The organism is Moorena producens PAL-8-15-08-1, assembly GCF_001767235.1.
Taxonomy (GTDB): domain Bacteria; phylum Cyanobacteriota; class Cyanobacteriia; order Cyanobacteriales; family Coleofasciculaceae; genus Moorena; species Moorena producens_A.
On record NZ_CP017599.1, the window covers coordinates 4632479 to 4659015 of the forward strand.

Sequence of the window (26537 nt, forward strand, 5' to 3'; positions counted from 1 at the left end):
TATTAATTTTAATTGGTACTTTAACCCTCAAGGAGTCTCAAAATCAGGTTTTCACAGCTTCAAGCTAAATTAACTAGAAGACTCAACTCCAGACTTGATCGCAGATCTACTAGAGAGCGCCAAATACATTCCGAATAAAATTACCAGGAAACTTACCAAAGTCCACAGTTCAATATGTTCTGAGAAAATCGCCCAACCTTCCACAGCGCTAAGAGCTGGAATAAGCAACGCAACTAGGCTACCAAACCCAGCAGATAACTTTTTAAGGCAATAAGCCCAAAGTCCTACACCTAGTATCTGACCAAATAAGGCTAGGGCGGTGACTGAAAACCACCCAGTTAGAGAACTCGGAAAAATTTGCCCTTCGGCGATCAGAGCAACGGGCAATAGCAACAAAGCGCTGGTTATGGAAGACCAAGTCAGAATCGTGACTGAGTTTAAGTTAATGCGGAGTTGCTCAATAATTAGTGGATGTATGCCAAAAAATACTGCTGAGAGTAAAGCAGCCAAATTTCCTAGTAGTTGTTGGCTGATGCTCAATGATAAAAGGTCATTAACTTCTAGCAAAAGCGATCCGGTGAGGGCAACAAACATACCAAGAACAAATCGACGGTCAAAAGTCTGACCTAAAGCTAGCCACCCTCCTAAGACAGTAAATATGGGAACCAGATTATGCATAATGCTAGAGTCGGCAATACTAGTCTTAGTCAAAGACCAAGCCCAACATATCATACCCGTTGATAGAAGTACCCCGTCTGCTATCAGTAGAGAGGTTGCAGGCAAGGTTCCTACTGGATTAGGTTTCTGTTGAGTTAATTGGGTATGATTTTGTCGGCTGCGCGCAGTTAATAATGCATTTACTAGCCCAAAGGCAACAGCCGCAATCCAGAAACGATTAAATGCTGTAGCATTTGGTCCCATTTCCAATTCACTCAAACGGATAAAAATTGGTGATAAAGATAGACTGACTAAGCTACCTATCAATGCAGCTAAGGAATTTATCGGTAATGAAGATAGGGATTGTAGCCCTAGTAATTTTGGTTGAGGCTTCATATTTATTGATAGAGTTATTCAAAACATAAGTTAGCACCTCAACAGACTTGATTACTACTATAATTATCTATACCCTTTTCCGTAAAAAAGTTTAGTTTTTTGAAAATGTATAGTTAATTTAGTGTAACGGCTTAATAGCCCAAACAATAAAACCTGTAGCCATTACTGATAGTGCTGTTAGTTAGGGATTAATGTTCCTGCTAGCAAGTAATCAGTCGTGGTATTTTGCTTAGTGGTTACAGACTATATCCCTAGGAGGATAAATAACAGTATAAAGGAGATGAAAGTAACTGTAATCTAGACTTGATTATCTATAAAAGAGCGAGCTAGCATTTACAGATGCTGACAAACCTTACCAGCGGGGTGAGCTTAGATATATGTAATGATTATTAAGATCAATTTAGGCTGCGGAATAGCCAGTGTAATCCTAATTGATGTCGTAGACATAGACCGAGTAGCCATGGGCTAGAAAATTAGCAGCTTGTCGCCCTCCAATATTGCCGCAACCGATGATACCGATGGTGGGATGATTGAGGGTAGATTCCCTCTCCGAAGTGCTGTTACTTGGTAACATATATTGCTTAACTTTTTTGATAGGGCGAATAGTAAGCCGAACGCTATTTAATCCCCACCCAATTCTACCAGTTTACCAATATTAAAATCAATCCTTACCCAGCCTTTTAGTTTCCGTAAATTCTCTAACAATAGTAAGGTAATTTGCCAATGGGGTACGGTTAAGAAGGGCAAGGGATCGTTGACTTGAAAAATGGCATCTGTACCCTTGACAATCTTTTTAATCCACCCTTGTAAAGCTGACCATGATCTGATCTCAGTCAGCCGCCAAATTTCATGATAGAGCCAGTAAGTTGGCTTACTGTCAGGGCGGGGCACAATCGGTGCTTGATTTTCCTCATCACTATCTTTTAGGTAAGCATCTGCTAATCCTGGATGATTGTAAAACATGGTGATAGCAGAATGGGTGCGAGGATTACATTCAATCGGATAGACGGTGCCGTCTTCGGTTTGAATGAAGTCAAAGGAAATTTGTCCTGTCAAATTTAATTCCTTGACAAATTTATCAACCCATGAAACTATTTCAGGCTTCTCAAGATGCTGATAATTGACTTGGAAAGGAGACGATGGGGAACAGCAGTGAAGTCTAATTTTTCCCTTGCGGACTGTACTGTGGGTGCAATACTCCTGACCGGTAATAAACTCTTGCATTGTCCAAGGGTTGTCCTTTGTAATAGGAAGATTTTTGACATAATCTTCCATTCCTTCAAAGGGAAACTTGGTCATGTCCAAGCGAGAGACTGAATCATAGCGAATGCTTTTGATAATATACCGACTCCCATCTGATTTGAAGTCAAAATCTAGAATTTGTTGTGGATCGGTAATTAGGAAGGATTTTGGTGCTGATAATCCCAAACAACGGGCTTGCTCGCACAATGTAAATTTGTCGTCTAACATCTGGGTGATGTCAGGAGAAAAGTGGATGACTTCGCAGTAGGGGGAGAGTAACGTTCCAGCGACGGAATCATAATAGCTCGCTACTGGGCTAGATACGGGAATGAAAGCATCAATCTTTTCTTTTTGAACAATTTTTAGTAAGGCTTGGGAATAACCATTGGGATATTTTTCTGGTGCTGGAACGGTATAAAACCCTTTAACCGCATTAGAAAATCTGTGACCAGATAGCCAATATTTATGAGTTTCAACTAAAAAGACATTGTGCCCAGACTTATGAAAAGAACGAGCCAGTTGCAGGGCTTTGGTCATTTTGCCCCCGGTAATCAAGATGTTTTTGGAACCTTCAACAGGTATTCGTCCTCTGCGAAATGGGGAAGTTATCCAATTGATTACTAGGGAAATAAAGACGAGAGTGGCATTTAGAGGTAAGGCAATTAACAGTAAGGTTAAGGTGCCGATATTTTTTAGTAAAGCAATCATTATTTACTAGGGAAAGAACAAGGCAATGGAGCTGTTCATTGCCTTTTGTTTATGGTCTGATCGTAATTTATCTAGATGCGTCGGATGATAGTTAGACCATCTCGCAACGGTAGTAACACTTGTTCTACTCGGGGGTCATCCGCTACAAACTGATTAAATTTAGCGATCGCACTTCCATTGGCAGTCTGTTGCTCTGGGGGTAAATAAGGTTGTCCCTGAAGAAGGGTATTATCCACACAGATAAAGCCACCAGGAGTTAATACATCCCTGTCTAGCAAGACCTTGAAATAATCCACATATTCCTTCTTATCAGCATCAATAAACACCAAATCAAAGGATTCCTGGGCATCTGCCAACTTTTCTAGGGTTTCCAAGGCTGGAGCGACTTCCACCTTAATTTTGCTGCCGTGAGGGGAGGCTTGAAAGCAAGCACGGGCAAAGTCGGCCACATATTGATCGACTTCACAGGCAACTAAGTCCCCATCTTCAGGCAAGGCTTCTGCCATGGCTAGAGCAGAATATCCAGTAAACATTCCGACTTCTAGGATGCGCTTGGCCTTAGTCATGTAGACGAACAACTTGAGGGTTTGTCCTTCAATATGCCCAGAGAGCATCTCTTGCTCCAACTGGCGCACGGTTTCTTCATCTGAGAAAAGCTTGCTCCAATCTTCTCTTGCCGTTTTCTGGGCTAAGGCCGCTAGGGCAGGAGACTCTGGAGTCGCACATTCTTCAAGGTAAGGGTCGATGCCAGCGGCTAGGGCTAGTGCTTGTTGGAGAGACGCCATCAGAGCAGCGGGCACTTTCTCCTGTTCGGCCATCTCCACGATCCCTTCTAGCTGTTGTACTAAAATCCCTAAGGGAGTTACGGGCCTTGGAGTTGGGGGACTTTGTAGTAGGTTAGTCATTTTTACTCCTTTTATTCAAGGCCGAGGTCGCTGAGGTACATTTCTGTGCCTTTTCCATCATCAGGAAAAGAAGAACATAATTCCTTATGCTTGTCAATGGCTAGTTGTAGCAATCCTGAGGATACCTCTTGAGCGTAATCACAAGAACCAATCCCTGTAGGCAGTGGAGCCCACAAACCCCCTTCTCCTCGCTTGCGCCGCATATTTTTCTGACCTTCAAGCATCAGGTCAATATCTTCTAGGATGGGGTGGTAAACAGACAGACCGAGAGAGCGACACAAAGCGATAATGCGATCGCGTTCTTCTGGTTTGACCCAGCCCATCTCTGCAGCTAAAGTCGCGCCGAACGCCATGCCAATGGTGACAGAATGACCGTGCATTAATTTGGCAGCAGGTTCAAAGCGAGGACTCCAGGTGTGACCATAAGCGTGGGGACGGTCTTGGTAAGTCTCGAACATATTTGTTCCTTCATGCTTCATGTAGGAGAACAATGCCCGATAGATGACTGTATCAGCGATCGCTGCGAGTTTCTCATCGCCATCTATGGTTGCAAAGTGAGTTTCTACTAAGCGGGGACCGTATTGTTCCATTAACTCAAACAGAACCGGATCATCGGTGACTGCCATTTTAATAATTTCTGCCATACCGTTGCGGACGTGACCTGTCGCCAAAGTACGGAAGAAACTGCGGTCTACCAAAGTCATTACTGGAGGATGATAGGAGCCAATGCTGTTCTTGAATTGGGCACCGTTGGTACAAGTGCGGGGCGACGGACCAGCATCAATAGCAGCCACAACCGTGGTTCCGACCATAATATAAGGAGTGCGTCGGTGCTGCAGGGCGCAAGCAAGTCCAGCTACGTCACTCAGCACACCGCCGCCTACTACTAGTACGGGTTCGTTCCGGGACACGTCGCAGCCATCTTTACCTAAAAATTTCAGCAAGCGGTGGACAGTTTCGGGAGTTTTGTCAGATTCCCAAGCGCGGCAGGGCTGTAAGTTAAGAGGAATTTCATACTCCTCGAAGTAGCGGCGAATTGAGGCTCCGTAAAGCTCATCTACGGTCTGATCCACAATTGCTACACAACGACCGCGACGACTGTAAACCTCTGCCAACGTGGGATTAGCAGGGTTGAAAACTCCGTCTACTAATTTAACTGTTGCCTTAAGCGCATAGGTAGCAGAGATTTCAAAAGAGCGACCGTCTCCACTAGCAGCGATTTCTCCATGACCGGTGTACCACTCTGAGGTGCGGTACTTTTCTGGATGGTGGAATTGAATAATCTGCTCTGACTGTGAAGGAGAGAGCTTTAGTGATTTTGGATTAGGTTTAGCTTGAACCATAATTGTGTTGTTTGGAGATTGCTTGTTTGGATGTTCCGACTGCTATGGAAGAATTTACATGGCAAGGCAGATTTCTAGGTATATTTCCGTCCCCCTAGCCCCCCAATTTGGCGGCGCGCACCAAAGCGCGAATTTAATTCGACGACTGCAAGGGCACCGGGGCAGGGAACAAAACCCTCAACTTCACCCAAAATTAGGGAAGCAACGGGGGATTTACCAAAACCAGACCATCTAAATTCATTCTTTAATGTCTTTATGCAAAGCGCGAGTGGGGAAAACTCCCTTTGGCTGCACCGGTAGTCACTCATGGTGGGGTAACCCCCTTTGCCGGCGCTACCTCGCTGCATTGCTTGAGCAACGCTAATTTTACATTTTCTTTAGATTTGCTTTTTCAGCAGTGACTAGCTTAACTTGAGCGTTGCTACTTGAGTAGTGTAACAAAAATTTACAAATTTTCCTAGGGGTAGCAACAAATTTTTTTTAGAAAACTGTATTTCTAAGAACAGACTTAATCGACGGTAAAGGTTTAACACAACCGGAGCACTGCACTGCGAATGATGGCAACACAGGCAGTCAGGACGAGCCTCTTCTAGGGTGAAGGGGGTCATTCCTTGTGGTTGACATTAGGCGGCCATCCTATTAAGATAGGTATTTGTTACTACTAACCTGCTGCTCGGGCTAATCCCACTCACAGTAGCCATACCCGTAATCATCACCCTCCTCAATTCCTGATTGCGACCGGTACAGCTGTTGTGCTAGTAGGGCGGTTTTAACCTTGGAGAAAATAGGTAGGGAGATGGTCGGGTGGTCAGATGGGGATAATTTTCGACAAGCGACGCAGGGAGGTAGCGCGGTTTTGGGGATCCCCCCCATGAGCGACTACCGGCTTGGTCTTAGGGTTTTTCTTGATGCAGTCGCTCATCAAGAAATAGTCATTGTCGGGGTTTTCGGCAAATTTGATCAACACTGATTTTTGCTACTTAACATTTCTTTACCCACGTCTGTAGATTAAAGCAGACTAATTAGTCTGGTGTCAAAGGCACTTATTAGCTTATTTTTAATCAAATTTAGTTTTATTTAGCGATTTACCTATCCTTATATCATCTTATCTCCGAAAATCGTTAAATTATTGCCTGTTAAAGCTGTATTTACTGTGGTAACAGGGGCTGGGGTGGTTCACGCTTTCCAAATTTTGTTCAGGGTAAACAAATTTTAGTTAAAAATACCTACTGGATATGAGAGTAATAAAATAAGTATTATTGCTTATTAATTCTGATTAAGGTTTCGAGAATTTAGATGGGTTTGCCCTGGGGGGAGTTTCAGATAGCATCCCCTGCAGCTGAATAAAATTGGCTCTCATCTGATCTAAGAGGAATCTATTAGGCATAAATTAACCGTCCTTTGGGAGTAGGAATATCACGCCCCAACTCTTGAGCCGTTTCGATCCACTCTCGGATAATAATTTCTGCATTAGTTACTGCTTCTACGTAAGTTTGACCATCTGCCATACATCCAGGTAATTCTGGCACTTCTACAATAAAAGCCTGGTCTGATTCACTCCAATAGATAATTAATTCGTACTTAACTGGCATCGCTATCTCCTAAACCGTATTTCACAATTAGATTTCTAACTTGCCTAACTTGATAAGCTTTGGCTTTGGTTCCAATAGGGCTGAATATTAATGATTTCCTCTACATTATCCTTAGTAAAAATGTAGTGGTCGCCTCTGATTCGTTCGTCAAAGCCCAATTTTTTGAGTAGCTGACACAGTTCGGAAAACTTGATGTTTTTGTCGGATGTCCCGGTAAGAATTTTTTGCAGCAGTTTTTCATATTTGCCCATTTCCTATACAAAACTATTCTCTAGTTCGTCCAAGTCAAAAATTAGTTATGCTTCAAGGGTTCTAAACTTTAGTATAATCATCATTACTAGTTTTCAATTCATTATTGAAATAGAATTATTCAACTAATCATTCATATTTTACAATAATTATTATTTAAGCACAAATTTACAACTTGCTTCTGTAGCTAACCACCCATTTTTTCTAGAATATCAAATAATCCATTTATAACAACACTACTATTCACCTATTTAAGTTATAAAGATGTTAATTCGTCCACAATAAACTTTGATATCAGGGGGACACTTCCCACACTTCCCACACTTCCCATACTTGCCACACTCCCTACTCCCTCAAAAAAAATATTTACAAAATTTTACTATTAAAGCATAATAGTAAAATTTTGTGCTAAAAGGAAATTGTGGAAAATAAAATCCACGGGAAGAGCCAGCCTTAGAGTTTTCCAAGGCCACAGGCTGGCTCTGGGTCCCCTTTACAGGAGATAACTTAATATTATGTCCCATCGCCTATACCCAGCGATGCAGCGCGGTCTTGGGAAGGCAGCGCGGTCTTGGGGGTTCCCCCGGAGACGAAACCTTAGATAGTGGAGCCTTTATAGTTAGCAGGTTATGCAGAAAAGGGTTCAATATTTGTTAATAAGGCTCCACTATCTTACGGTAACTTCAAACCATGAGCGACTGCCGTGGTTTCCCCCATGAGCGACTGCATCAAGACATGGGTGGTGCTTCGGTTGTTACCACCGATGCCACCAGTGGTTTTCGCTCGGTTCGAGAACCCTACTGATGCCAAGGGCTATGTGCAGGTACTGAAACTGCTGATGCCTGGTGCGCAGTTTCTAGTTTTTTTTGACCTTGATCAATAATCATGATTGACGCACAAATTCAGAACTTGATTCTGTAGCTAACAAGCCATGGTTTTGTTTAAATTCAGCCAACAACCGAAAAAAATATTCAAAACCTCCTTTTTCAGTATGACAAGAAAGCATAATTAACTTAGCCCATGACGTAACCGATTTAACCCCCAGTTTTTCCTGTAGCCAAGGTTGAAACTCCTCATAAAATTTTGCTTCTGCTTCAGTCAACTCAATATCCATCTCACTGCGAGCATATTCATAGCCAACTAAAAACATAAATAAATCGGTTACCGAAGGACGACCAATATACATACCAGGGCATTTTTCGATTTTTTCTAGAATATCAAATAATCCATTCATAACAACACTACTATTAACCTATTTAAGTTATAAGGATGTTAATTCGTCTACAATAAATTTGCCACTAGGACAATGAAAGTCATTTAACCAAGCTTCTCTCGATAAACCCTACCTAGATAAATTATCAAACACTTTTCGGAAAACCTCTACACCATAATGAATTCCCTTTTCTGTAATTGAATCACCTGTTCCATAACGATCATTGATACTATCCTAGAGGCTATCGGCACATTTTCTACTTCTTCATAGTATTTTTTTGCTACTAACAAATAGTTGGAAATTTTTATCTCATGAAAGTATAATCATCCACACACTATAGGTCAGCATAGTATTGTGATTGTGATCGGTATTTTCATTAATATGACGTAATCTCGTGAATAAATACTTAAGCCATAACACTTGCTTTATAGTAGAAATTACTGAAAATAATTGCAATAAAATTGCAATTATTCAACCAATGATGTAGTTTATTTACTGTAGAAGTATTAGCTAATTGAGTAGCTAATACGGTAACTTTACAACTAAACAAAGAGGGTTTTTCATGTTTAAAAAATTGGTTAGCTTAGTTCTTTTGCTGTTCCTTTGTGTCTCATTTTGGGTTCCGACTAATGCGGTGGCAGCCGCAGACACTGTGAATCCTATCATCCTAGAGTTAGGCAGTTATGATAGTGACGACATCGCAGATCTCCGTGATGGTGAGGGTAAAATATACAGAAAGATTGCGGGAGTGATCGAACAGCTAAAAGAAGAAGGGATAGTTAGTGAAAATGCACAGCCAGTGATTGCAATCGTTAAAAAGAAAAAGGCGAGAGACTGGTGATAAGCTGTTCGGCATTTATTTTGATCGCTTACAAACCTTGCTGTAAGAGGTCTAGGCTTCAAAAATCCCAATTTAAATGCGCATTAGCTTATTAAGGAGATTTATTCCTTCAGCCTAGGCTACAGGCTATCTTCGGTTTTAGCCTAGAAACATTTTTACTCTAGAATTATTTCATTAAAATGGGGGTGATTAGCACCCCCATTTTAATTGCTATACAGTGGTTAATTTTTAGTTAAACCGGATGAATTGATTGGGTTTAAACTACAGCAGGCTCCTTCTCGGCAGACTTAACCTTACTCAAAAGCTCTTGCAATTTGTCACCCTCAATTACTTCGGTGTCCAATATTTCTTTAGCAATGGTTTCGAGCAACTCCCGATTCTCGTTCAGAATCGCTAATGCTTGTTGATGACCTGTTTCCACAATCTCTTTAACTTCATCATCAATTGCTTTAGCAGTTTCATCACTGACATTGCGGCGGGGATTCATCATGCCATCTCCCAGAAAGCTTGACTGCTGACCTTTCTGGTAAGCTAAGGGTCCGAGCACTTTACTCATGCCATAGGTAGTTACCATCTGCTCCGCTAAATCCGTAGCTCGTTGGAGGTCATTGGAAGCGCCGGTGGTAATGCTATTAAACACAATCTCTTCCGCTGCCCGTCCACCAAGCAAGGTGGCAATCTGACCTTGGAGTTCTTTTTCATCCATTAAGAAGCGGTCTTCTGTAGGCATTTGCAGGGTGTAGCCTAGTGCTGCCATCCCCCGTGGCACAATCGAGATTTTAGCGACTTTACTACCACCAGGCATCAAAGCACCAACTAGAGCATGACCGACTTCATGGTAAGCAACGATGGTTTTCTCTTTGTCATTGAGTACCCGGCTTTTCTTCTCTAGACCAGCCACGACTCGCTCAATCGCTTCAGCAAAGTCCGCCTGGGTTACTTTTTCCTTGCGGTTGCGGGCAGCTAACAGGGCTGCTTCATTGACAAGATTAGCGAGGTCAGCACCAGCAAAACCAGGAGTACGAGTTGCGATCGCTTTTAGATCCACATCTTCCCCAAGCTTAACCTTATTAGCATAGATTTCTAGAATTTTCAAGCGACCGGCTAAGTCTGGACGGTCTACTAACACTTGCCGATCGAATCGTCCTGGACGTAACAGAGCTGGATCTAGGGTTTCAGGGCGGTTAGTGGCTGCTAAGACAATTACGGTGGCATCACCAGCAGCAAATCCATCCATTTCCGTTAGCAACTGGTTGAGGGTTTGTTCCCGCTCATCGTTGCCACCAACAAAACCACCACCACTAGCACGGGACTTACCAATAGCATCCAACTCATCAATGAAAATAATACAGGGAGCTTTCTTTTTGGCCTGTTCAAATAAATCCCGGACTCTGGCAGCACCAGCACCAACAAACAGTTCTACAAACTCCGATCCAGAAATACTAAAGAATGGTACACCAGCTTCTCCAGCTACTGCTTTAGCCATTAGGGTTTTACCCGTTCCAGGAGGTCCAACTAATAGCACTCCTTTTGGAATTCGTGCTCCTATGTTAGTAAACCGTTGAGGCGTTTTGAGAAAATCCACAATTTCCTGTAATTCAGTCTTGGCTTCTTCTACCCCAGCCACATCATTAAAGGTAACTTTAGTGGCATCATCTTGCACATAAACCTTGGCTTTGCTCTTGCTAATAGACAAAGCACCTTGGGGTCCGCCACCACCAAAACGCCCTGCAAAAAACTGCAAAATGCCAACAAAAATCAGTGGAGGTATCACCCAGCTGAGCACGATGGCAAACCAGCTTCGTTTAGGGGGAGGAGCAGCAGCAAATTCTACTCCTTTATCTTCTAACCGTTGGGGTAACTCTAGGTCATAGATTGGGGTGGTGATCAGAATTTGTCCTTGCTGTTCAGTATCAGCTTTGAGCTGATATTGGATTTGGTCTTGCCCAACATAAACCCGCGCTACCTTTCCATCTTGGACTTGGTCAATGAACAAGCTGTAGGGTACCCGAGGGATTTTGGGTCCGAAGAACCCAGGCAAGAATAGGTTAGCTACAAGAAATAAACCCCCTAAAAACAAGAGAATATTGCCAATTAGGCGAGAGCGAGGGGGTTGAGGTTTGTCTTTAATACTCATAGATGCAAGGTAGTTAAATCCAAAGTAATCTTTGTTTAAAATGCTTTTCTTATAGAGGGTAAAAGCCCTCACTCTTAGCCTACCAGGGTACGGTTAAAATTTATACAAATTGTTCAAAGTAGGACTACAGATTCAGATGGGGAGATGGGGAGATGGGGAGATGGGGAGATGGGGAGATAAAATTGACGTGTAGCGGTGTCAGTCTTGAGAATTGGTATTAACTCTAAAATCCGTGACTTACTTGATCAGGGTAAACCCATCTTATTTTGAAATCCCTAATGATAAGTATTTTTGCTTATTAATTGTGAAATCTTTGGTCAGTCAGGCTTTTAGTATTTAGAGGGGCTAGATAAGTATTTTTGCTTATTAATTGTGAAATCTTTGGTCAGTCAGGCTTCTAGAATTTAGATGGGTTTATTATATATAGCATTTCGTGTAGGAATTGGAAAAAACGATTACCGTTTTTGACCTTGTCTTGATGCAGTCGCTCATGAGGGAAACCCCCTGTTCCCTTGCTGCATCGCTACCAAAAATCCCTATATAGTTGATTAACTCTTGCCTCTTGCCTCTTGCCTCTTGCCTTTCCCTAAGGGATTCTGTTCACAACTCAACTATAAATGCTATATATCGAGAGATAGATTTAGACGGCTTCCAACCAATCAAAGATTTGATCTAATTGATCTAATGTAATTAGTCCGTATTGCCAAAGAATCATGGGTAAAAAGTTTGGGCTTGGTTCGCCCTGGCGTAGGGCCAGGGCAATGGAAGCCCCAGGAATCTGTAACTCTTCCTGTAACCAGCGAATCAATTTAGTTAGCACTGAAGACTGCATCGACCTCTGGTTTATGAATTGGGCAGAGAGTTGCTAGCAAAAGCATCCATGGCATAGGCGGGAGTGCGATCGCTATAGTCAGTGTCTTGACCAGTGACGGATTTAGCCAGTTTGTTGAAAGAGTCACTACGCCAGTTGCGCTCATGGATGGGCTTGGTTTGCTCACCACGGAAGTAAGCTTGAGTACCAATTAGCGCCGCAGCAGTCCAACCAACAATTAACAGTGAAATTACAATAGTCATCGATTTCTCCTTTGTGTTTTTTACAAGCTTTGGGTCAAACCATTAAAGCATTGCTTGATCTGTCACCCATCACAGTGTCAAATGCTTCAAGATTAGGAATTGGGTAGAGAGTTGCTAGCAAAAGCATCCATGGCATAGGCGGGAGTGCGATCGCTATAGTCAGTGTCTTGACCAGTCACGGATTTGGCCAGTTTGTTGAAAGAGTCACTACGCCAGTTGCGCTCATGGATGGGCTTGGTTTGCTCACCACGGAAGTAAGCTTGAGTACCAATTAGCGCCGCAGCAGTCCAACCAACAATTAACAGTGAAATTACAATAGTCATCATTTTCTCCTTTGTGTTTTTTACAAGCTTTGGGTCAAACCGTTAAAGCATTGCTTGATCTGTCAAATGCTTCAAGATTAGGAATTGGGCAGAGAGTTGCTAGCAAAAGCATCCATGGCATAGGCGGGAGTGCGATCGCTATAGTCAGTGTCTTGACCAGTGACGGATTTAGCCAGTTTGTTGAAAGACTCACTACGCCAGTTGCGCTCATGGATGGGCTTGGTTTGCTCACCACGGAAGTAAGCTTGAGTACCAATTAGCGCCGCAGCAGTCCAACCAACAATTAACAGTGAAATTACAATAGTCATCATTTTCTCCTTTGTGTTTGTTACAAGCTTTGGGTTTAACAAGTAAGCAATGGTTTAGCTGATACCGAAGGCGGTCAAAATTAACAAGCTGACTAACAAGCTAGCAATAGCACCTTGGGAAATATAATTACGCTGCTGTTCTACTGAAGGGAAGTCTGCGTAGTAAATCTCGGTTTCAGGAGCGTAGTTGTTGAGCACTCCAGTTTCATCAACAGTGGTGTACATAGTGGACTTGGTAATGGTGTTAGTGCTGAAAGTCATTTGGTTTTTTCTCCTTTCGTCTTTGTGTTTTACAAGTAAGGAATGGTCTTAGCTGATACCGAAGGCGGTCAAAATTAACAAGCTGACTAAGAAGCTAGCAATAGCACCTTGGGAAATATAATTACGTTGCTGTTCGGGTGTTGGGAAATCTGCGTAGTAAATCTTGGTTTCAGGAGCGTAGTTGTTGAGGACTCCAGTTTCATCAACGGTGGTGTACATAGTGGACTTGGTAATGGTGTTAGTGCTGAAAGTCATTTGGTTTTTTCTCCTTTCGTCTTTGTGTTTTACAAGCTTTGGGTCTAACAAGTAAGGAATGGTCTTAGCTGATACCGAAGGCAGTCAAAATTAACAAGCTGACTAACAAGCTAGCTATAGCACCTTGGGAAATATAATTACGCTGCTGTTCTACTGAAGGGAAGTCTGCGTAGTAAATCTCGGTTTCAGGAGCGTAGTTGTTGAGGACTCCAGTTTCATCAACGGTGGTGTACATAGTGGACTTGGTAATGGTGTCAGTGCTGAAAGTCATTTGGTTTTTTCTCCTTTCGTCTTTCTGTAAATAAATATAACACTATGTAACTTTTTGTTTCAACATCTTGACAGATACTTTTTGTAGTGCATACCGTATAGAGTCAGGTGTAAAAACCCGACAAAAAGGTAAAAAGCCTAAGTTTTGAATAGTTAACAACAGTAAATAGGCGTAATTACTGCTAATTACGCCTATAAAACCAAATAATGGCTGATAATCCTTATTTATAAGTGTTTAAATCTAAGTGTTTACGTCTAAGGGTTTAAGTGTGATTGTTTAAGTTATTACTTTCGGCCTATATCTTTAGGCATAGATGGCATCCCCCCAGCCCGATCCTAGTCAGCCTTTAGATAATGAGGAGTTGATAGGCTGATCCGATGTGTAGCAATATCTTTGGACAGGACTGACTGGGTAAGTCCTGTTGGTATAAGCAAATGTTGTGGGCATTGGGGGGCAATGATCATGCCCTACCCTTATTGATTACCCGTACAATTGATTACTCCTGCAACAGAGTCTTAGACACAATTCTGGTTTTCTTACGATCAGCTTCTGAGAGGTCTTCCCCAGTTTGCAAAATCGTAGCATTGGTTTGCAGTACCGTTGCGGCTCCTTTATCCCCCATCTGGATAGCGGTTTTTGCCGCAGTTTGTAACATGGTGGCAGCCCCAGCGCGATCGCCCTGCTGTAATTTTGTTTCCGCAATTTGAGTCTGACGATATTTAGCTAAAGCTAGAATATGCTTCTGTACCTCAGGATTGGGAACTGGTTGATAAACCTGCTGGAAATTTGCCTGGACTGGCACGATTTCCGAGAGTAACTCTTGTCCACCACTGGATGGATCATCATATCTGACTTGTATATGGGCAATGGTTTGACGACCCTCTGGCATTTTACCAACATACAAGTTAGCGAGAATCACCCGTTTTGAATCAGTCATCAAGTCTCCCAAACGTACCATAAAGCGATCGCCTTGTGATTGTGCTGGGAGTTCAATGGCATCTGGTTCTACTTGGGCGATGGGTTTGAGCTCTGCTAACCGCACTTTTGGCATTAAATCCAACAACAGATAAGCATTAGTTAAGCCCACAGACTGCATGCGGTTGAACAAACGTGCAAACTCACTCAGGGCTTGCTCTGGTTCTTCAATGTAAGACAAGCTACCAGTAGCAATATCCGAAATTTTTTCCAAAATATCTTGGTTCCAGTTGGAACCGAATCCCAGACTGTTGATGGTCAAGTTATTTTCAGCAGCCAGTTCAGCTAATTTTATGCAGCTTTCATTATTTCCATGTTCGTTTTCCCCATCAGTGAGCAGAAACACCTGAGATACCGTGTCTTGTTTAGCTTTAATTAATTCTTTAACCCCTAGCTTTAGACCTTCATCAATGGCGGTACCCCCATCAGCCGCAAGTCGGTTAATCTTTCGTTTGATTTGGTCTAGGTTGCCCATCGGTTGATTGCGAACCAGCACTTTCGCTCTGTGGTCAAAGGCCACAATCGAGAGGCGGTCATCCGGTTGCAGGCGCTCAATTAACCCCACTGCTGCTTGCTTGACAGTTTCCAGAGGCTGCCCATGCATGGATCCACTGTGGTCGAGTACCAGACACAAATTCAAGGGTACACTTCGACTGGAGGAAGCAGCGATCGCAGAAATCGCCATGGATAACTGACGCTGACTACTCGGTTGATTAGCATCAATATTAGTATCGTTAAGGGCTGGGTGCAAACCAACTTTCATGTTAGATAGCTCCTAAGGCAGCAAGGGTAATTGATAATGGGTGTAGAGGCTATCGGTCAGCATGGGTGTAGCCATTGAGCTGCTTACAATAACCCCCAAATAAGAAAGTTTTCCCCCATGTTACAGTTTTAACCTTTAGGGTGGTAAACGGCACGAAGAAAGTATTGCAAGCTACACTGGTTAAAGATAGTGCCATTATTGCAGCCCCAAATATCATGAAACGACCCATCCAGGCTGTTCAATCCACCTACTATGGTAGACCTGCCCAGCGGACACCGCCACCAGACTTACCCTCGCTGTTGTTAAGTGAGCGGATTGTATATTTGGGTATGCCCTTGGTGAGTGCGGTAACAGAATTAATTATTGCCGAACTGTTGTATTTACAGTACGACGACCCAGACAAGCCCATTAAAATTTACATCAATTCCACCGGCACATCCCGTTACGATGGCCAACCCGTGGGTTTTGAAACCGAAGCCTTTGCCATCTGTGACACCATAAATTACATCAAGCCCCCTATCCACACCATTTGTATTGGTTCAGCCCTCGGGATGGCAGCAATGCTACTCTCTGCAGGAACTAAAGGCTGTCGGGCAAGTTTACCCAATGCCACTATTGTCCTACATCAGCCCAGGAGTTATGCCCAGGGTCAAGCGACGGATATCCAAATTCGTGCTCAAGAAGTTCTGACCAATAAGAAGACGATGCTCAATATCTTGTCTCGCAATACCGGTCAAGACCAAGAAAAAATTGCCAAAGATATGGATCGCTTCCTTTACATGACACCTCACCAAGCCCAAGAGTATGGTCTGATCGACAGGGTGCTAGAACCTCAAGAGCTTGATACTCCGATTCCTGCTGGTATTACTTAAGTTGTAAGCAATCAGCAATCAGCAATCAGCAATCAGCAATCAGCAATCAGCTTATTCGGATGAGTAAAACCAGCAGGGATTTTCAACCAGCCGTATCAGCGCCCCCGATGCTTGTTGACTATCTCCGGTTGATTAGCATGAATACTGACGGCTGTTCGCGTAGCGTGGCCTACGGCCAACGGCTGATAGCTGATAGCTAACATAAATTGATCAATCTTTACATCCCCTTTTCCACAATCTAGTACTAACTCGGAGCAAATTATGCCAATTGGTGTACCCAAAGTTCCCTACCAGATGCCAGGAAGTCAGTATACTGAGTGGATTGACATCTACAACCGTCTCTACCGGGAACGGATTATTTTTCTAGGCAAAGAGGTTGATGACGAAATCACCAACCAGATCATTGCGGTAATGCTATATCTCGACTCTGAAGATAATAGCAAAGATATCATCCTCTACATAAACTCTCCTGGTGGTTCAGTCACCGCAGGCATGGCTATTTATGACACCATGCAGCATATCAAATCCGATGTAGTCACCGTTTGTGTTGGTCTAGCTGCCTCCATGGGGTCTTTCCTGCTAGCTGCAGGTAAAAAAGGAAAACGGATAGCCTTGCCTCACTCCAGGATTATGATTCACCAACCCTCTGGGGGAACTCGTGGACAAGCGACGGATATTGAGATTGAAGCTAGGGAAATTTTGCGGATCCGCCATCAACTCAATGAAATCTACGCCCAAAATACCGGTCAAGCCCTAGAGAAAATCGAAAAAGACATGGATCGGGACTTTTTCATGTCAGCCGATGAAGCCAAGGAGTATGGCTTGATTGACCAAGTCATTGACCAGAGAGCACCCTAGACTGTTGCTCTGGTAAATTTGATCAGAACTTACAGTGCCAAGGCGGTTGTTAACCGTAATTACACTTTGATTTATAACCATAAACGCCGTTGTAACCGTCTTGGTGCGTAAGGGCTGTTTGATGATCTGGTGATCAAGTATTATAAAGGGAAAAGTAGTTACATTATTCAGCAGGGTACTCTATATATATATAGGAAATAGATAAGTCTGTCTAAACCCTTATTGATTACTTATCCCATTGATGAATCTGGCTGATTGCTATCGCTTATTGGGTGTAGATCCAGGAGCAAAGCAGGTTGAAGTAAAGGAATCTTATCGGCGTCTGGCACGTCGGTATCATCCTGATATTAACCCTGGAGACAAGCTTGCCCAAGAAAAGTTTATTCGGTTTACGGAGGCTTATAAGCTTCTCCTCAGTGCTATCAAAGAGTCTGACCGTGAACCAGTCTTAACCTCCGCCACTAGCTTTGGTAATCACACTAATCAGCCTGGGGACTCACCTCCGCCAACCTCAAGTTGGGTAACGCCTAAGCCACCATCCGTTGAGTCAAATCAACCCCTCTCAGCAGTTGAACAACAGCTGAAGTGGGATTCCTATCATCAACTCCAGCAATTGCTTCGGGAGCGACGGTTGATGAGAGCGATCGCATTAGTCGAAGCCTTGGCTCAAAGAATGCCCCAAGACCCAGAAGTGCGTCAGTGGCAAGCGATCGCTTATCAAACTTGGGCAAGACACTTGGTTAAACAGCACAAGCTCGATAAAGCTAGAAATTATCTTAGAAAAGCCCTCAAGACTGACCCCTACAATAAGTCTCTGTGTGCTCAGATAGAACAGGATTTTCTTGCGATCGAGCAGATGATCTAGCTTTAATAGCATTTATCAATATCACGAAGTACCTTGTCTTTAAGGGAGTCGGGAGTCGGGAGTCGGGAGTCGGGAGTTCTGAGAGCCGTAACCCATCTTCTTCAAATTTTGCGCCTAACTTTTGTAAAGAGTGATCAAGAAATCCTTGACAAAGGGATAGTTTTCTGAATGTCTAACAGACAGTATCTCGATGGTTTCTCTTTCAAAAATTGTCCTGGAATGCTCTGTTCGCGTAGCGTGGCCATAGGCCAATGGAATCAAAAGTTCCAAATTACCAAAAACCAATCACAGCAAGGGTTTGAAGAGTTTGTAAATAGTTATCAAGAAAACCTTGACAAATAAATTATTTCGTGGAAACCTAAAAAAGGGTATAAATTAATTCTATATATATATATATATATAGTTAACTATATATTGGGTAAAACTATTGAAAATTGAACGTTGTCTTCTCTGACTTATCTGATTGATATGATTGCTCCGAATTTGGGATTATCTGATACTTAAAGTGAGTCAAAGGTGATTGTTGTAAAGCTAAAAGATCTACTTATAAACTGGCTACGTGAGCCCCTTGTTCATTTCCTCATTATTGGAACCTTGCTATTTGGACTCTACAGTGTGCTAAATAGCACGACCGCAGAAGCCAGCCAGGGAAACACCATTGAAGTTTCCGCTCAAACCATTGACAAGCTGGAGAGAAACTGGAAGCGGCAATGGCGGACAGAGCCTAGCGACAAACAACTCCAAGCCCTAATTGATAACTACATTCGAGAAGAAGTTCTGTATCGAGAAGCCTTGGCCTTAGGGCTAGATCAAGAGGATATCATCATTCGCCGCCGTTTAGTGCAAGAAATGGAGTTTCTATCGCGGAATATGGCCAGCCAGGTAGAGCCAACAACAGCGAAACTGCAAGCCCATCTGGAGGAACACCCAGACGCCTACCGCGTTCCCACTCGTATTGCATTTACTCACATCTATTTTAGCGAAGACCGTCGCCGCACCGAGGCTGAGAATGATGCGGCAGAAGTCTTGGCAACCTTAAAAACAACAGCCAATCCCCCGCAGAAAACATCCAATTTAGGGGATCCCTTTATGCTGCAATTCCAGTATCCTCTCAAGTCCCAAGCAGAGATAGGTCGATTATTTGGTAAAGGCTTTGCCCAGGCGCTGTTTGACCTACAACCAGGTGGGTGGCAAGGTCCGATAGAGTCGAGCTACGGTTTTCATCTGGTTAAAATCCAAAAGCGGGTTGAGTCTTACTTACCGGAATTGGCAGAGGTGCAAAAACAAGTCCTGCAAGATTGGCTGCAAGCTCGTCGTCAAGACGCTGAAAAGTCTAGCTATCAAAAATTGCGAGAGCACTACAACATCAAGATTGATCAGAACGCACTGGCGGCGAGAGCAGTATGAAGAACATCGAGATTCTGGGTAGAAGAAAATTGCTCGTGACAGCTCCTACAAGGAGCACAAGCAATACTGCTCGGTTAGCAAGAAAGAATAAAGGACAATCACATCCAAAATTCCCCCCACACTTCCCACACTTCCCACACTCCCCCATCTCTGTTCTGGTGCCCACACCCTCCTCGTGGATTTCGGGAATAGCGGGAATAGGTTTAGTACTGCTGTTGAGTCTGCTGTTGTTGACTCCAGCCCCAGCCTATGCCCACGGTTTGCAGCCAGCTTACCTGGAAATGATTGAGGAAGCACCAGGGGAGTTCGACGTGAGTTGGAAAGTGCCGACATTAGGAGAGGAAATACCAATGCAGTTGGAGCTGAATCCCCAGTTGCCTTCTAACTGCCAAGAACTGCAACCCCGCTCCTCCTATGCCGTTTCTGGGGCAAGCTTGTACCGTTGGCGAGTCGGTTGTGGAGAGGATGGCTTAGTAGGAAAAACCATTACCATTGAAGGACTTAAAGACACTGTCGTTAATACCCTGCTCAGATTAGAGTTTGCTAATGGGCAAGTTCGTAGTGCGATCGCCCGTCCTAATTCCCCTTCCTATATCATTCCTGGAGCTGAAGAAAATTCCAGGTTCACGTGGTCTTATCTGAGGCTAGGGGTAGAACACATCTTTAGTGGTATTGATCATTTGCTATTTGTCTTGGGGCTAGTACTAATTGTTAGAGGTACTTGGCTCCTATTCAAAACCATTACTGCTTTTACCCTGGCTCATAGCATGACCTTGGGTGCAGCAACCCTCGGTCTTGTCAAGATTCCTCAAACTCCCGTAGAAGCAGTAATTGCCTTAAGTATTTTATTTCTGGCTGCGGAATTAGCCCATAGCCGTCAAGGGAAGCCTGGTTTAACCGAAAAATCCCCTTGGCTAGTGGCTCTCACCTTTGGACTGCTCCACGGCTTCGGTTTTGCCGGAGCCTTGACCGAGGTGGGTATTCCTCAAGCAGAAATTCCCCTGGCGTTACTCCTATTTAACGTGGGCGTAGAGATTGGACAAGTTGTGTTCGTTCTCAGCGTTCTCGGGTTGCGATGGGGAGTGCGCCAATTGGACGTAAGCTGGCCCCAATGGCTAAAGTGGCTTCCGCCCTACGCCATTGGTTCGGTGTCAGCCTTTTGGTGCCTACAGCGCGTGTCGGCATTTTGGTGAGTGGGTTAGCTGTAGTCTCAGAGGTTCAGGAGTGCTTCTGGCCTACAAGGTCAGCCTGGTTCCAAAGGGACTCGACTGTTGCTAACCCAGAGTATAGCACTACGCATTAAGGTGTTTGACATTGATAAAAGCTCAAAAGCTGTTGTAGTAAACTTTTGCCTTTTGCCTTTTGCCTCTTGCCTTGTGCGTAGCACTATATATCTCTAGTTCAATTCAATTTAAAGGAGTACATGATTCGTGCGAAAAACTTGGTTGAGGTATCTCAGGGGGATTATCCCTTGGGGAGCGATTGCGATCGCATTTTTCTGGCTCGCAATTGGTTTGACTAATCCGGCTCTGGCGGCTAGCGAAGCCAATGACTACCAATGTGAAACTGAATCCTGCGATCCCATTAACAAACAACCGTTCTTTGGTGACCTCCACGTCCACACCAACTACTCTCTGGATAGCTACATCTTTGGTAATACTAATGACCCAAGAGCGGCTTACAGATTTGCGACAGGAGAACCTGTACCCATTGCTGGTAGAGCAGGCACAACTGAGGAATGTCCTCCAGAAGCAATCAACAATCCAAGAGGAGACAACGACGCTCCTTTGTGTCATGAACTTTTAGAACCCCTAGATTTTACTGCTGTTACCGACCATGCTGAAACCATGGGGGAATACAATCTTTGTGTTGAAGATGAGAATAGCCCGGTCTACAACCATGAGGATTGTCAAGGAATTCGTCAGAAAGACATAGAAATATTTTATGAGGGATTTGCAGGTGCCTCAAAAAAACCACCAGAGCGCTTTGAATTTTGCAATCTTGAGGACGGTACAGACATTTGCCGTGAGGCTTCTAAGGGAACTTGGCAAGAGATTCAGGAAATTACCGAAAGTTTTAACAACCCAGGTACTTTCACAACCTTCAAAGCCTTTGAGTACTCTCCTACTCTTGAGGCAGGCGGAATGATTCACCGTAATGTCATTTTCCGGGGAAGTAATGTCACAGAGGAAGCAGGCTCTGCATACGATTTATATACCGATACCAGACTCTGGGAGTGGCTTGAGAGTAACTGTCAGGGTGATTGTCAAGTACTTGCTATTCCTCACAACTCGAATTACTCCTGGGGAAAAACCTTTGGTATGACCACCACCTACGGCGAAGAATATACTAATGAGGACATTGACCGACGCATTAACCTAGAACCTCTAGTAGAAATTGCCCAGTCAAAAGGAGCCTCAGAATGTGCCTTTGGCGTAGGTTCAAGTGATGAAGAGTGTGCCTTCGAGCAATTTTTTGAACCCTGTCCTGAAAACTCTCCCGAGGGAACTCCTGAATGTGTCCAAGAGGGTTCTTTTGTCCGCAATGCCTTAAAGAAGGGCTTGCTTTTAGAGGGAGAAATTGGCAAAAATCCTTTCAAACTTGGGATTATTGGTAGCCGTGATACCCATAATGGAGATCCGGGTGGAACAGAAGAAAATATTTATGCTGGTCACCATGCAGGTAGAGAAGATACTCCTGAAGAGCGAGTACTTGGTGAATCTCTTTTCGATCAAGGGGGTGCTATTATCAATAGTCCTGGTGCCCTTGCTGGTGTTTGGGCTGAAGAAAATACCCGTAACTCTATCTTCGATGCTCTGCGCCGCAAGGAAACCTTCGGAACTAGTGGTACTCGTCTCAAAGTCCGTCTCTTCGGTGGCTGGGACTATCCAAATGACTTGCATAATCAATCAGACAGGGTTGAGGTAGCCTACGCTGAAGGCGTACCCATGGGGGGCGACTTGACCAATGCTCCTGTAGACGAAGCACCAGATTTCATGGTGTTGGCAATGCGGGATGTAAATAGCGCCCCTCTACAACGAGTGCAAATTATTAAAGGTTGGGAAGCAGAAGGGGTTACTAAAGAAGCAGTATACGATGTCGTCTGTTCTGATGGTCTCACACCAGATCCATCTACTCATCTTTGTCCTTTTAATGCTGTAGAGAAACCTACCTCTGAACAGGACTGTCTAGATTTACTCAATACAGAAACAGGAGATTCACAGTTAAGTTATACCTGGAGTGATCCTAATTTTGATTCTTCCCAGCGAGCTTTCTATTACGCACGAGTTTTAGAATCTCCAACCTGTCGCTGGAGTACTTACGATGCCTTATACCTTGGAAAAGACCCGGAAAACCCATCAGGAAACTTTCCTGTAGATTCTACGATTAAGGAAAGAGCTTGGTCTTCCCCAATTTGGTACACTCCAGGTACTATCCCCAATTGGACGTTAAAAGATGCCATAGCAGCTAATGGTCCTTTCACTGTCCAACTGTTTGAGGAAGCAGGAATTGAGCCCCTTAATGATGATCAGCTCAAGGAATTAACTGTCGGTCAGACTTTGGTTCAAAAGAATCTGTTTACTGGTCAACAGTATTCATCTCGCTATACTACCAAAGGTAAGCGAATTGTTTACATCAATACTGATCGACTGGATGTATCGGATTACGAAATTCGTGACAACCTCCGCTATGAGAAAATTAGTGGTAAGCAAATTGGATGGAGTATCTATGGTATCTATAACGTAGAACCTTCATTAGAGCGTCTAGTAAGCGCTCTACAAGACGCTCCAGTAGATGGTCCAGTAAATACTCTAGTACAGCATCTAGTCAACCGTCTCGTAGATGCTCGCTACATTGCCTGCAATCCTCTAGATGGCGGTTACTGTAAATGGGAAATTTCCCAAAAATAATACCAACACCCTAAAAGGTTGGTATAAATTCCGTAAGCATTCAGCTATCAGCGTGTCGCGTATCAGCTATCAGTTATCAGCGATTAGGGCTATGGGCATGCTAATTGAGGTGCTGAGGTTTCTTTTAAGCTGACGGCTGAACGCGCACGCGTGAGCTTTTAGCTCACGGCTGACCGCTGTTCGCGTAGCGTGCGCGTAGCGCATATGCTTACACATTTTTGGTGATTTGGTATAACACTTTCCAGAAACTTTGAGATTCGTTGTGGATGGTAAATAATCAACCATTTACAACGAATTTATTCATAAAATTATTTGACAGCGTTTTTCATAACTATTAGGTGCGCTTGACCCATTAAGAATTAAATTCGCCACGGGTCGCACCTGAGGTACACAGGATTTTTTCCCTCTTCCCTCTTCCCTGTTCTCTGTTCCCAGATCCGCTGTTCCCTGTTCCCTAAAACCCAGGACTTTGTACCTAACCCAATTGAAAACCGCTGTATTCCCAAATATCTCAACAACTATGCAAAAATTATGTTAAAAACAACAACAGCAGACCACAGCCATGGTCACTCTCATGGTCATAGTCATGGTCACTCTCATGGTCACAGCCATGGAGAAGGCAAGCATAGCCATACCCACGGCAGTATTGATCCAGAAATCACTAGCTCTGAGCGAGGAATCTGGGCAGTGAAATGGTCATTTGTGGGGCTGATGCTGACAGTAACCTTGCAAGCAGTGGTATTCTGGATTTCAGGAAGTGTGGCCTTACTAGCTGATTTAATTCACAATATTGGCGATGCTGTTACTGCTATCCCTCTAGGCATTGCTTTCTTCATGGCTCGTTGGAAGCCCAATCAGCGCTTTTCCTATGGTTATGGACGGGCAGAAGACCTCGCCGGAGTAGCAATTGTTAGTCTGGTTTTATTAAGTGCTTTCATTACAGGATACGAATCCATCGAGCGCCTTCTTCATCCTCAATCCCTAGACCATTTAGGGGCCTTGTTTGTAGCAGCAGCTATCGGATTTATCGGTAATGAGATTGTAGCCTTATTTAGAATTCGAGTAGGTAAAGAAATTGACAGTGTTGCCTTAGTGGCCGATGGGTATCATGCTCGTGCTGATGGTTTAGTTAGCTTATCGGTTGGATTGAGTGCTTTGGGGTTGTGGTTAGGCTATCCTTGGGCAGATCCAGTAATTGGGTTATTGATTACCCTAGTCCTACTGCGAATTGTTTGGGATTCCGGCAAAACGATCTTCACTCGGTTGTTAGATGGTGTGGAACCAGAAACTATTAATCAAGTCCGCCATGCTGTTAGTCATGTATCAGCAGTTAAAAACGTTAAAAGTATCCAAGCCAGATGGATCGGACGTAAACTACATGCAGAAGTAGCTATTTCTGTTGACTCTACCCTTTCCGTCCTGGAAGGAGCAGCAATTGTCACTCAAGTAAAAGACCAAATTCAAACCCATATGCCCTACCTAACCAACGTAGCAGTACAAGTTCAACCAGATGTTTTGTGACTTCAATGTGTTTTGAAAGCGGCGATGGGCAGATAATAAGATAGCATTTATCAATTCGGTTAGATACTACCCCCTTGGGGTTAATGGGAGTCGGGAGTCGGGAGTCGGGAGTCGGGAGTCGGGAGTCGGGAGTCGGGCTAATAAAATTGACTTTACCTTATAAGTATTAGAAACGCTATAGCATTTACAAATAGGTCATGAACAATCTGGCTGATTTTTCATAACATGAAAAACTCTTCGGAGCGCTTTGCTACTGTTTCCTGTTCCCTGTTCCCTGTTCCCTGTTCCCTATTACCTACTATTTATAAATGTTCAACCGAACATGATATACTAGCTTAATAAATATCTTTCGAGTTAGCATTCAAGTAAGGACGCTTCAGATCAATTCCAAGCAAAGAAAAGTTGTGGAGGATAAAATTCATCCGACCTTCTGGGGAGTCGTGACCTTGTAGCCAAGCTTCTAGTAACGCATTAGCAACAATTTGGCAGCGATTCATGCCAAAATCTTCTTTAGGGGTAAATTTATAATCCGGTTCTTCTGATAGAGCCAGTCCTGGTAACAGCTGCTTCGTAAACAGAGGCACCCCTTGCATAAAATGGGATTTGTGTTGAGCATAAACAGTCTTAAGCATGGGTTTAACTGTTCTATAATTACCCTTTTCAAAGCACAGAATCCCTGAATCATAACGCCCGTAGTCAGAAGGATTGTATAGCACCTTAAACGTGAACGGAATTTTGACTCGGTTCAATCCCTCAGTGATAGCTTTCATAACAGCAACTGCACCTTCAGGACTGAGATTAAAATAAACATTTACTGTCTGGTGCTCACCATCTGAATGACAAGGATTAACTCGACCAGCATTCCCAACCGCTACATAGAATCCGTTTTGAACTAAATTGGGGGGCATCCGGATTGCCACTAAGCTCCCTATAGTAGCAGCCCTATCAATCGGTTGTAAATGGAAATCTGGCCTAATGTGCAGAATTAGACCCTTCTTTTCCACAGCTACACTACCATCACTTTCCTGCCTTAGCACTAACCAGCCTGGGTCAAAGTAGCCTTGAGAGTGATTACTTTCACACAATCGCTGGCAAAACTCTAGATTAAGCCCCCTTACGGTATTGTTCTCCAAATCCTCGTCAACTGCCCAACCATTTGAATTGTGATCCGCTGGAAGAGTAGTTTGATAAGACCCGTTGTAGTAGATACGGTAGAGAAACGTTCGCAGTTGCAGGCTCAGATACCTATTCTGGATCTTTAAGGGTAGTTGCTGAAAACGAGCTACCACTTCATCAGGAAGTTCCAGGGGTTTGTACTCTGGATGAGTAATATAGAAATTAGATTGAATCTGAACGTTGCTAAGAATATCAGAAAAAACATCCAGCACTCCAGGTATAGAAGAATCCAGTCGTTGAGTTCGTAAAGCATCCAGTAATTGCATAATCAAAACCTTAAGACTTATATGATGTCCGGATAATTACCCTGTCTTGATGCAGTCGCTCATGGGGGAAACCCCCAAGACCGCGCTGCATCGCTTAATAAAAATCTCCCCATCTCCCCATCTCCCCATCTCCCCATCTCCCCATCTC

General features: G+C 43.7%; 29 protein-coding genes. 10 read left to right on the forward strand and 19 right to left on the reverse strand.

Features of this window, described 5'->3' with window-relative positions:
• Positions 1 to 69: 69 nt before the first annotated feature.
• The 8 genes from BJP34_RS17225 to BJP34_RS17265 all read right to left on the reverse strand — a co-directional run bounded on the left by BJP34_RS17225 (position 70) and on the right by BJP34_RS17265 (position 8326).
• Entirely contained in the window at positions 70 to 1053 is a 984-nt protein-coding gene (locus tag BJP34_RS17225; RefSeq protein WP_070393405.1) for a DMT family transporter, read from the reverse strand.
• A 427-nt stretch (positions 1054 to 1480) separates the two neighbouring features.
• A complete protein-coding gene (locus BJP34_RS40030; protein ID WP_324611087.1) occupies positions 1481 to 1690 on the reverse strand; it encodes an NAD(P)-dependent oxidoreductase in 210 nt (69 codons plus the stop codon).
• A complete protein-coding gene (locus BJP34_RS17230) occupies positions 1675 to 3003 on the reverse strand; it encodes an ATP-grasp domain-containing protein (RefSeq protein WP_070393406.1) in 1329 nt (442 codons plus the stop codon). Before BJP34_RS17230 ends, BJP34_RS40030 begins: the two co-directional genes overlap by 16 nt.
• Positions 3004 to 3074: 71 nt before the next feature.
• Positions 3075 to 3908 (reverse strand): O-methyltransferase, encoded by an 834-nt coding sequence (locus BJP34_RS17235; protein ID WP_070393407.1) that lies wholly within the window; start codon positions 3906 to 3908, stop codon positions 3075 to 3077.
• Between the two features lie 11 nt (positions 3909 to 3919).
• The gene (locus BJP34_RS17240) at positions 3920 to 5251 is read right to left on the reverse strand and encodes a sedoheptulose 7-phosphate cyclase (RefSeq protein WP_070393408.1); all 1332 of its coding nucleotides are present in this window, start codon (positions 5249 to 5251) and stop codon (positions 3920 to 3922) included.
• Between the two features lie 1379 nt (positions 5252 to 6630).
• Positions 6631 to 6843: a type II toxin-antitoxin system HicB family antitoxin gene (locus BJP34_RS17255; protein WP_070393411.1), complete on the reverse strand. Its 213-nt coding sequence runs from the start codon at positions 6841 to 6843 to the stop codon at positions 6631 to 6633.
• Between the two features lie 44 nt (positions 6844 to 6887).
• Positions 6888 to 7094, reverse strand: coding sequence for a type II toxin-antitoxin system HicA family toxin (locus BJP34_RS17260; RefSeq protein ID WP_083305225.1), 207 nt, complete (start codon positions 7092 to 7094; stop codon positions 6888 to 6890).
• 881 nt (positions 7095 to 7975) lie between these two features.
• Positions 7976 to 8326, reverse strand: coding sequence for a hypothetical protein (locus tag BJP34_RS17265; RefSeq protein WP_070393412.1), 351 nt, complete (start codon positions 8324 to 8326; stop codon positions 7976 to 7978).
• A 541-nt stretch (positions 8327 to 8867) separates the two neighbouring features.
• On the opposite strand from BJP34_RS17265, the gene BJP34_RS17270 reads away from it, so the two are divergent.
• On the forward strand, positions 8868 to 9146 hold the full coding sequence (locus tag BJP34_RS17270) for a hypothetical protein (RefSeq protein WP_229424418.1): 279 nt from the start codon (positions 8868 to 8870) through the stop codon (positions 9144 to 9146).
• Between the two features lie 256 nt (positions 9147 to 9402).
• Here the strand turns inward: BJP34_RS17270 and ftsH4 are convergent, their stop codons facing one another.
• The 9 genes from ftsH4 to BJP34_RS17315 form a co-directional block, all read right to left on the reverse strand.
• Complete coding sequence (gene ftsH4 / locus BJP34_RS17275) at positions 9403 to 11283, reverse strand: ATP-dependent zinc metalloprotease FtsH4 (protein WP_070396723.1); 1881 nt, start codon at positions 11281 to 11283, stop codon at positions 9403 to 9405.
• 640 nt (positions 11284 to 11923) lie between these two features.
• Positions 11924 to 12115 (reverse strand): DUF2949 domain-containing protein, encoded by a 192-nt coding sequence (locus BJP34_RS17280; RefSeq protein WP_070393413.1) that lies wholly within the window; start codon positions 12113 to 12115, stop codon positions 11924 to 11926.
• Between the two features lie 11 nt (positions 12116 to 12126).
• Positions 12127 to 12357 (reverse strand): photosystem II protein, Psb35-related, encoded by a 231-nt coding sequence (locus tag BJP34_RS17285; RefSeq protein ID WP_070393414.1) that lies wholly within the window; start codon positions 12355 to 12357, stop codon positions 12127 to 12129.
• 92 nt (positions 12358 to 12449) lie between these two features.
• Positions 12450 to 12680, reverse strand: coding sequence for a photosystem II protein, Psb35-related (locus tag BJP34_RS17290; protein WP_070393414.1), 231 nt, complete (start codon positions 12678 to 12680; stop codon positions 12450 to 12452).
• Positions 12681 to 12757: 77 nt separating this feature from the next.
• Positions 12758 to 12991: a photosystem II protein, Psb35-related gene (locus tag BJP34_RS17295; protein WP_070393416.1), complete on the reverse strand. Its 234-nt coding sequence runs from the start codon at positions 12989 to 12991 to the stop codon at positions 12758 to 12760.
• A 51-nt stretch (positions 12992 to 13042) separates the two neighbouring features.
• On the reverse strand, positions 13043 to 13249 hold the full coding sequence (gene psb34 / locus BJP34_RS17300; RefSeq protein WP_070393417.1) for a photosystem II assembly protein Psb34: 207 nt from the start codon (positions 13247 to 13249) through the stop codon (positions 13043 to 13045).
• A 48-nt stretch (positions 13250 to 13297) separates the two neighbouring features.
• Positions 13298 to 13504 (reverse strand): photosystem II assembly protein Psb34, encoded by a 207-nt coding sequence (psb34, locus tag BJP34_RS17305; protein WP_070393418.1) that lies wholly within the window; start codon positions 13502 to 13504, stop codon positions 13298 to 13300.
• Between the two features lie 64 nt (positions 13505 to 13568).
• Positions 13569 to 13775 carry a photosystem II assembly protein Psb34 gene (psb34, locus tag BJP34_RS17310; protein WP_070393419.1) on the reverse strand — a complete coding sequence of 69 codons (207 nt, stop codon included), beginning with the start codon at positions 13773 to 13775 and terminating at the stop codon, positions 13569 to 13571.
• A gap of 496 nt (positions 13776 to 14271) precedes the next feature.
• Complete coding sequence (locus BJP34_RS17315; RefSeq protein WP_070393420.1) at positions 14272 to 15513, reverse strand: vWA domain-containing protein; 1242 nt, start codon at positions 15511 to 15513, stop codon at positions 14272 to 14274.
• 215 nt (positions 15514 to 15728) lie between these two features.
• Here BJP34_RS17315 and BJP34_RS17320 point away from each other — a divergent pair, with 215 nt between their 5' ends.
• Positions 15729 to 16385 (forward strand): ATP-dependent Clp protease proteolytic subunit, encoded by a 657-nt coding sequence (locus tag BJP34_RS17320; protein WP_070396724.1) that lies wholly within the window; start codon positions 15729 to 15731, stop codon positions 16383 to 16385.
• Between the two features lie 95 nt (positions 16386 to 16480).
• On the opposite strand, the gene BJP34_RS40040 is transcribed toward BJP34_RS17320, so the two are convergent.
• Positions 16481 to 16666, reverse strand: a complete 186-nt coding sequence (locus BJP34_RS40040) for a hypothetical protein (RefSeq protein WP_149031021.1) — start codon at positions 16664 to 16666, stop codon at positions 16481 to 16483.
• On the opposite strand from BJP34_RS40040, the gene BJP34_RS17325 reads away from it, so the two are divergent.
• From BJP34_RS17325 to BJP34_RS17350, 8 genes are all read left to right on the forward strand, one after another.
• Positions 16647 to 17243, forward strand: a complete 597-nt coding sequence (locus BJP34_RS17325) for an ATP-dependent Clp protease proteolytic subunit (protein ID WP_070393421.1) — start codon at positions 16647 to 16649, stop codon at positions 17241 to 17243. The two genes, BJP34_RS40040 and BJP34_RS17325, sit on opposite strands and share 20 nt — an antisense overlap.
• A gap of 241 nt (positions 17244 to 17484) precedes the next feature.
• The gene (locus BJP34_RS17330) at positions 17485 to 18108 is read left to right on the forward strand and encodes a J domain-containing protein (RefSeq protein WP_070393422.1); all 624 of its coding nucleotides are present in this window, start codon (positions 17485 to 17487) and stop codon (positions 18106 to 18108) included.
• 168 nt (positions 18109 to 18276) lie between these two features.
• A complete protein-coding gene (locus tag BJP34_RS43545) occupies positions 18277 to 18450 on the forward strand; it encodes a hypothetical protein (protein ID WP_158517270.1) in 174 nt (57 codons plus the stop codon).
• A gap of 273 nt (positions 18451 to 18723) precedes the next feature.
• Entirely contained in the window at positions 18724 to 19515 is a 792-nt protein-coding gene (locus BJP34_RS17335; protein WP_149031022.1) for a peptidyl-prolyl cis-trans isomerase, read from the forward strand.
• Positions 19516 to 19673: 158 nt separating this feature from the next.
• A complete protein-coding gene (locus BJP34_RS17340) occupies positions 19674 to 20708 on the forward strand; it encodes a HupE/UreJ family protein (protein WP_229424419.1) in 1035 nt (344 codons plus the stop codon).
• Between the two features lie 78 nt (positions 20709 to 20786).
• Positions 20787 to 20915: a hypothetical protein gene (locus BJP34_RS49005; RefSeq protein WP_267876594.1), complete on the forward strand. Its 129-nt coding sequence runs from the start codon at positions 20787 to 20789 to the stop codon at positions 20913 to 20915.
• Between the two features lie 30 nt (positions 20916 to 20945).
• Positions 20946 to 23426 (forward strand): DUF3604 domain-containing protein, encoded by a 2481-nt coding sequence (locus BJP34_RS17345; protein WP_070393424.1) that lies wholly within the window; start codon positions 20946 to 20948, stop codon positions 23424 to 23426.
• 531 nt (positions 23427 to 23957) lie between these two features.
• Complete coding sequence (locus BJP34_RS17350) at positions 23958 to 24947, forward strand: cation diffusion facilitator family transporter (protein WP_070393425.1); 990 nt, start codon at positions 23958 to 23960, stop codon at positions 24945 to 24947.
• A gap of 335 nt (positions 24948 to 25282) precedes the next feature.
• Here BJP34_RS17350 and BJP34_RS17355 read toward each other — a convergent pair whose 3' ends face one another.
• On the reverse strand, positions 25283 to 26389 hold the full coding sequence (locus BJP34_RS17355) for a T3SS effector HopA1 family protein (RefSeq protein ID WP_070393426.1): 1107 nt from the start codon (positions 26387 to 26389) through the stop codon (positions 25283 to 25285).
• Positions 26390 to 26537: the final 148 nt, after the last annotated feature.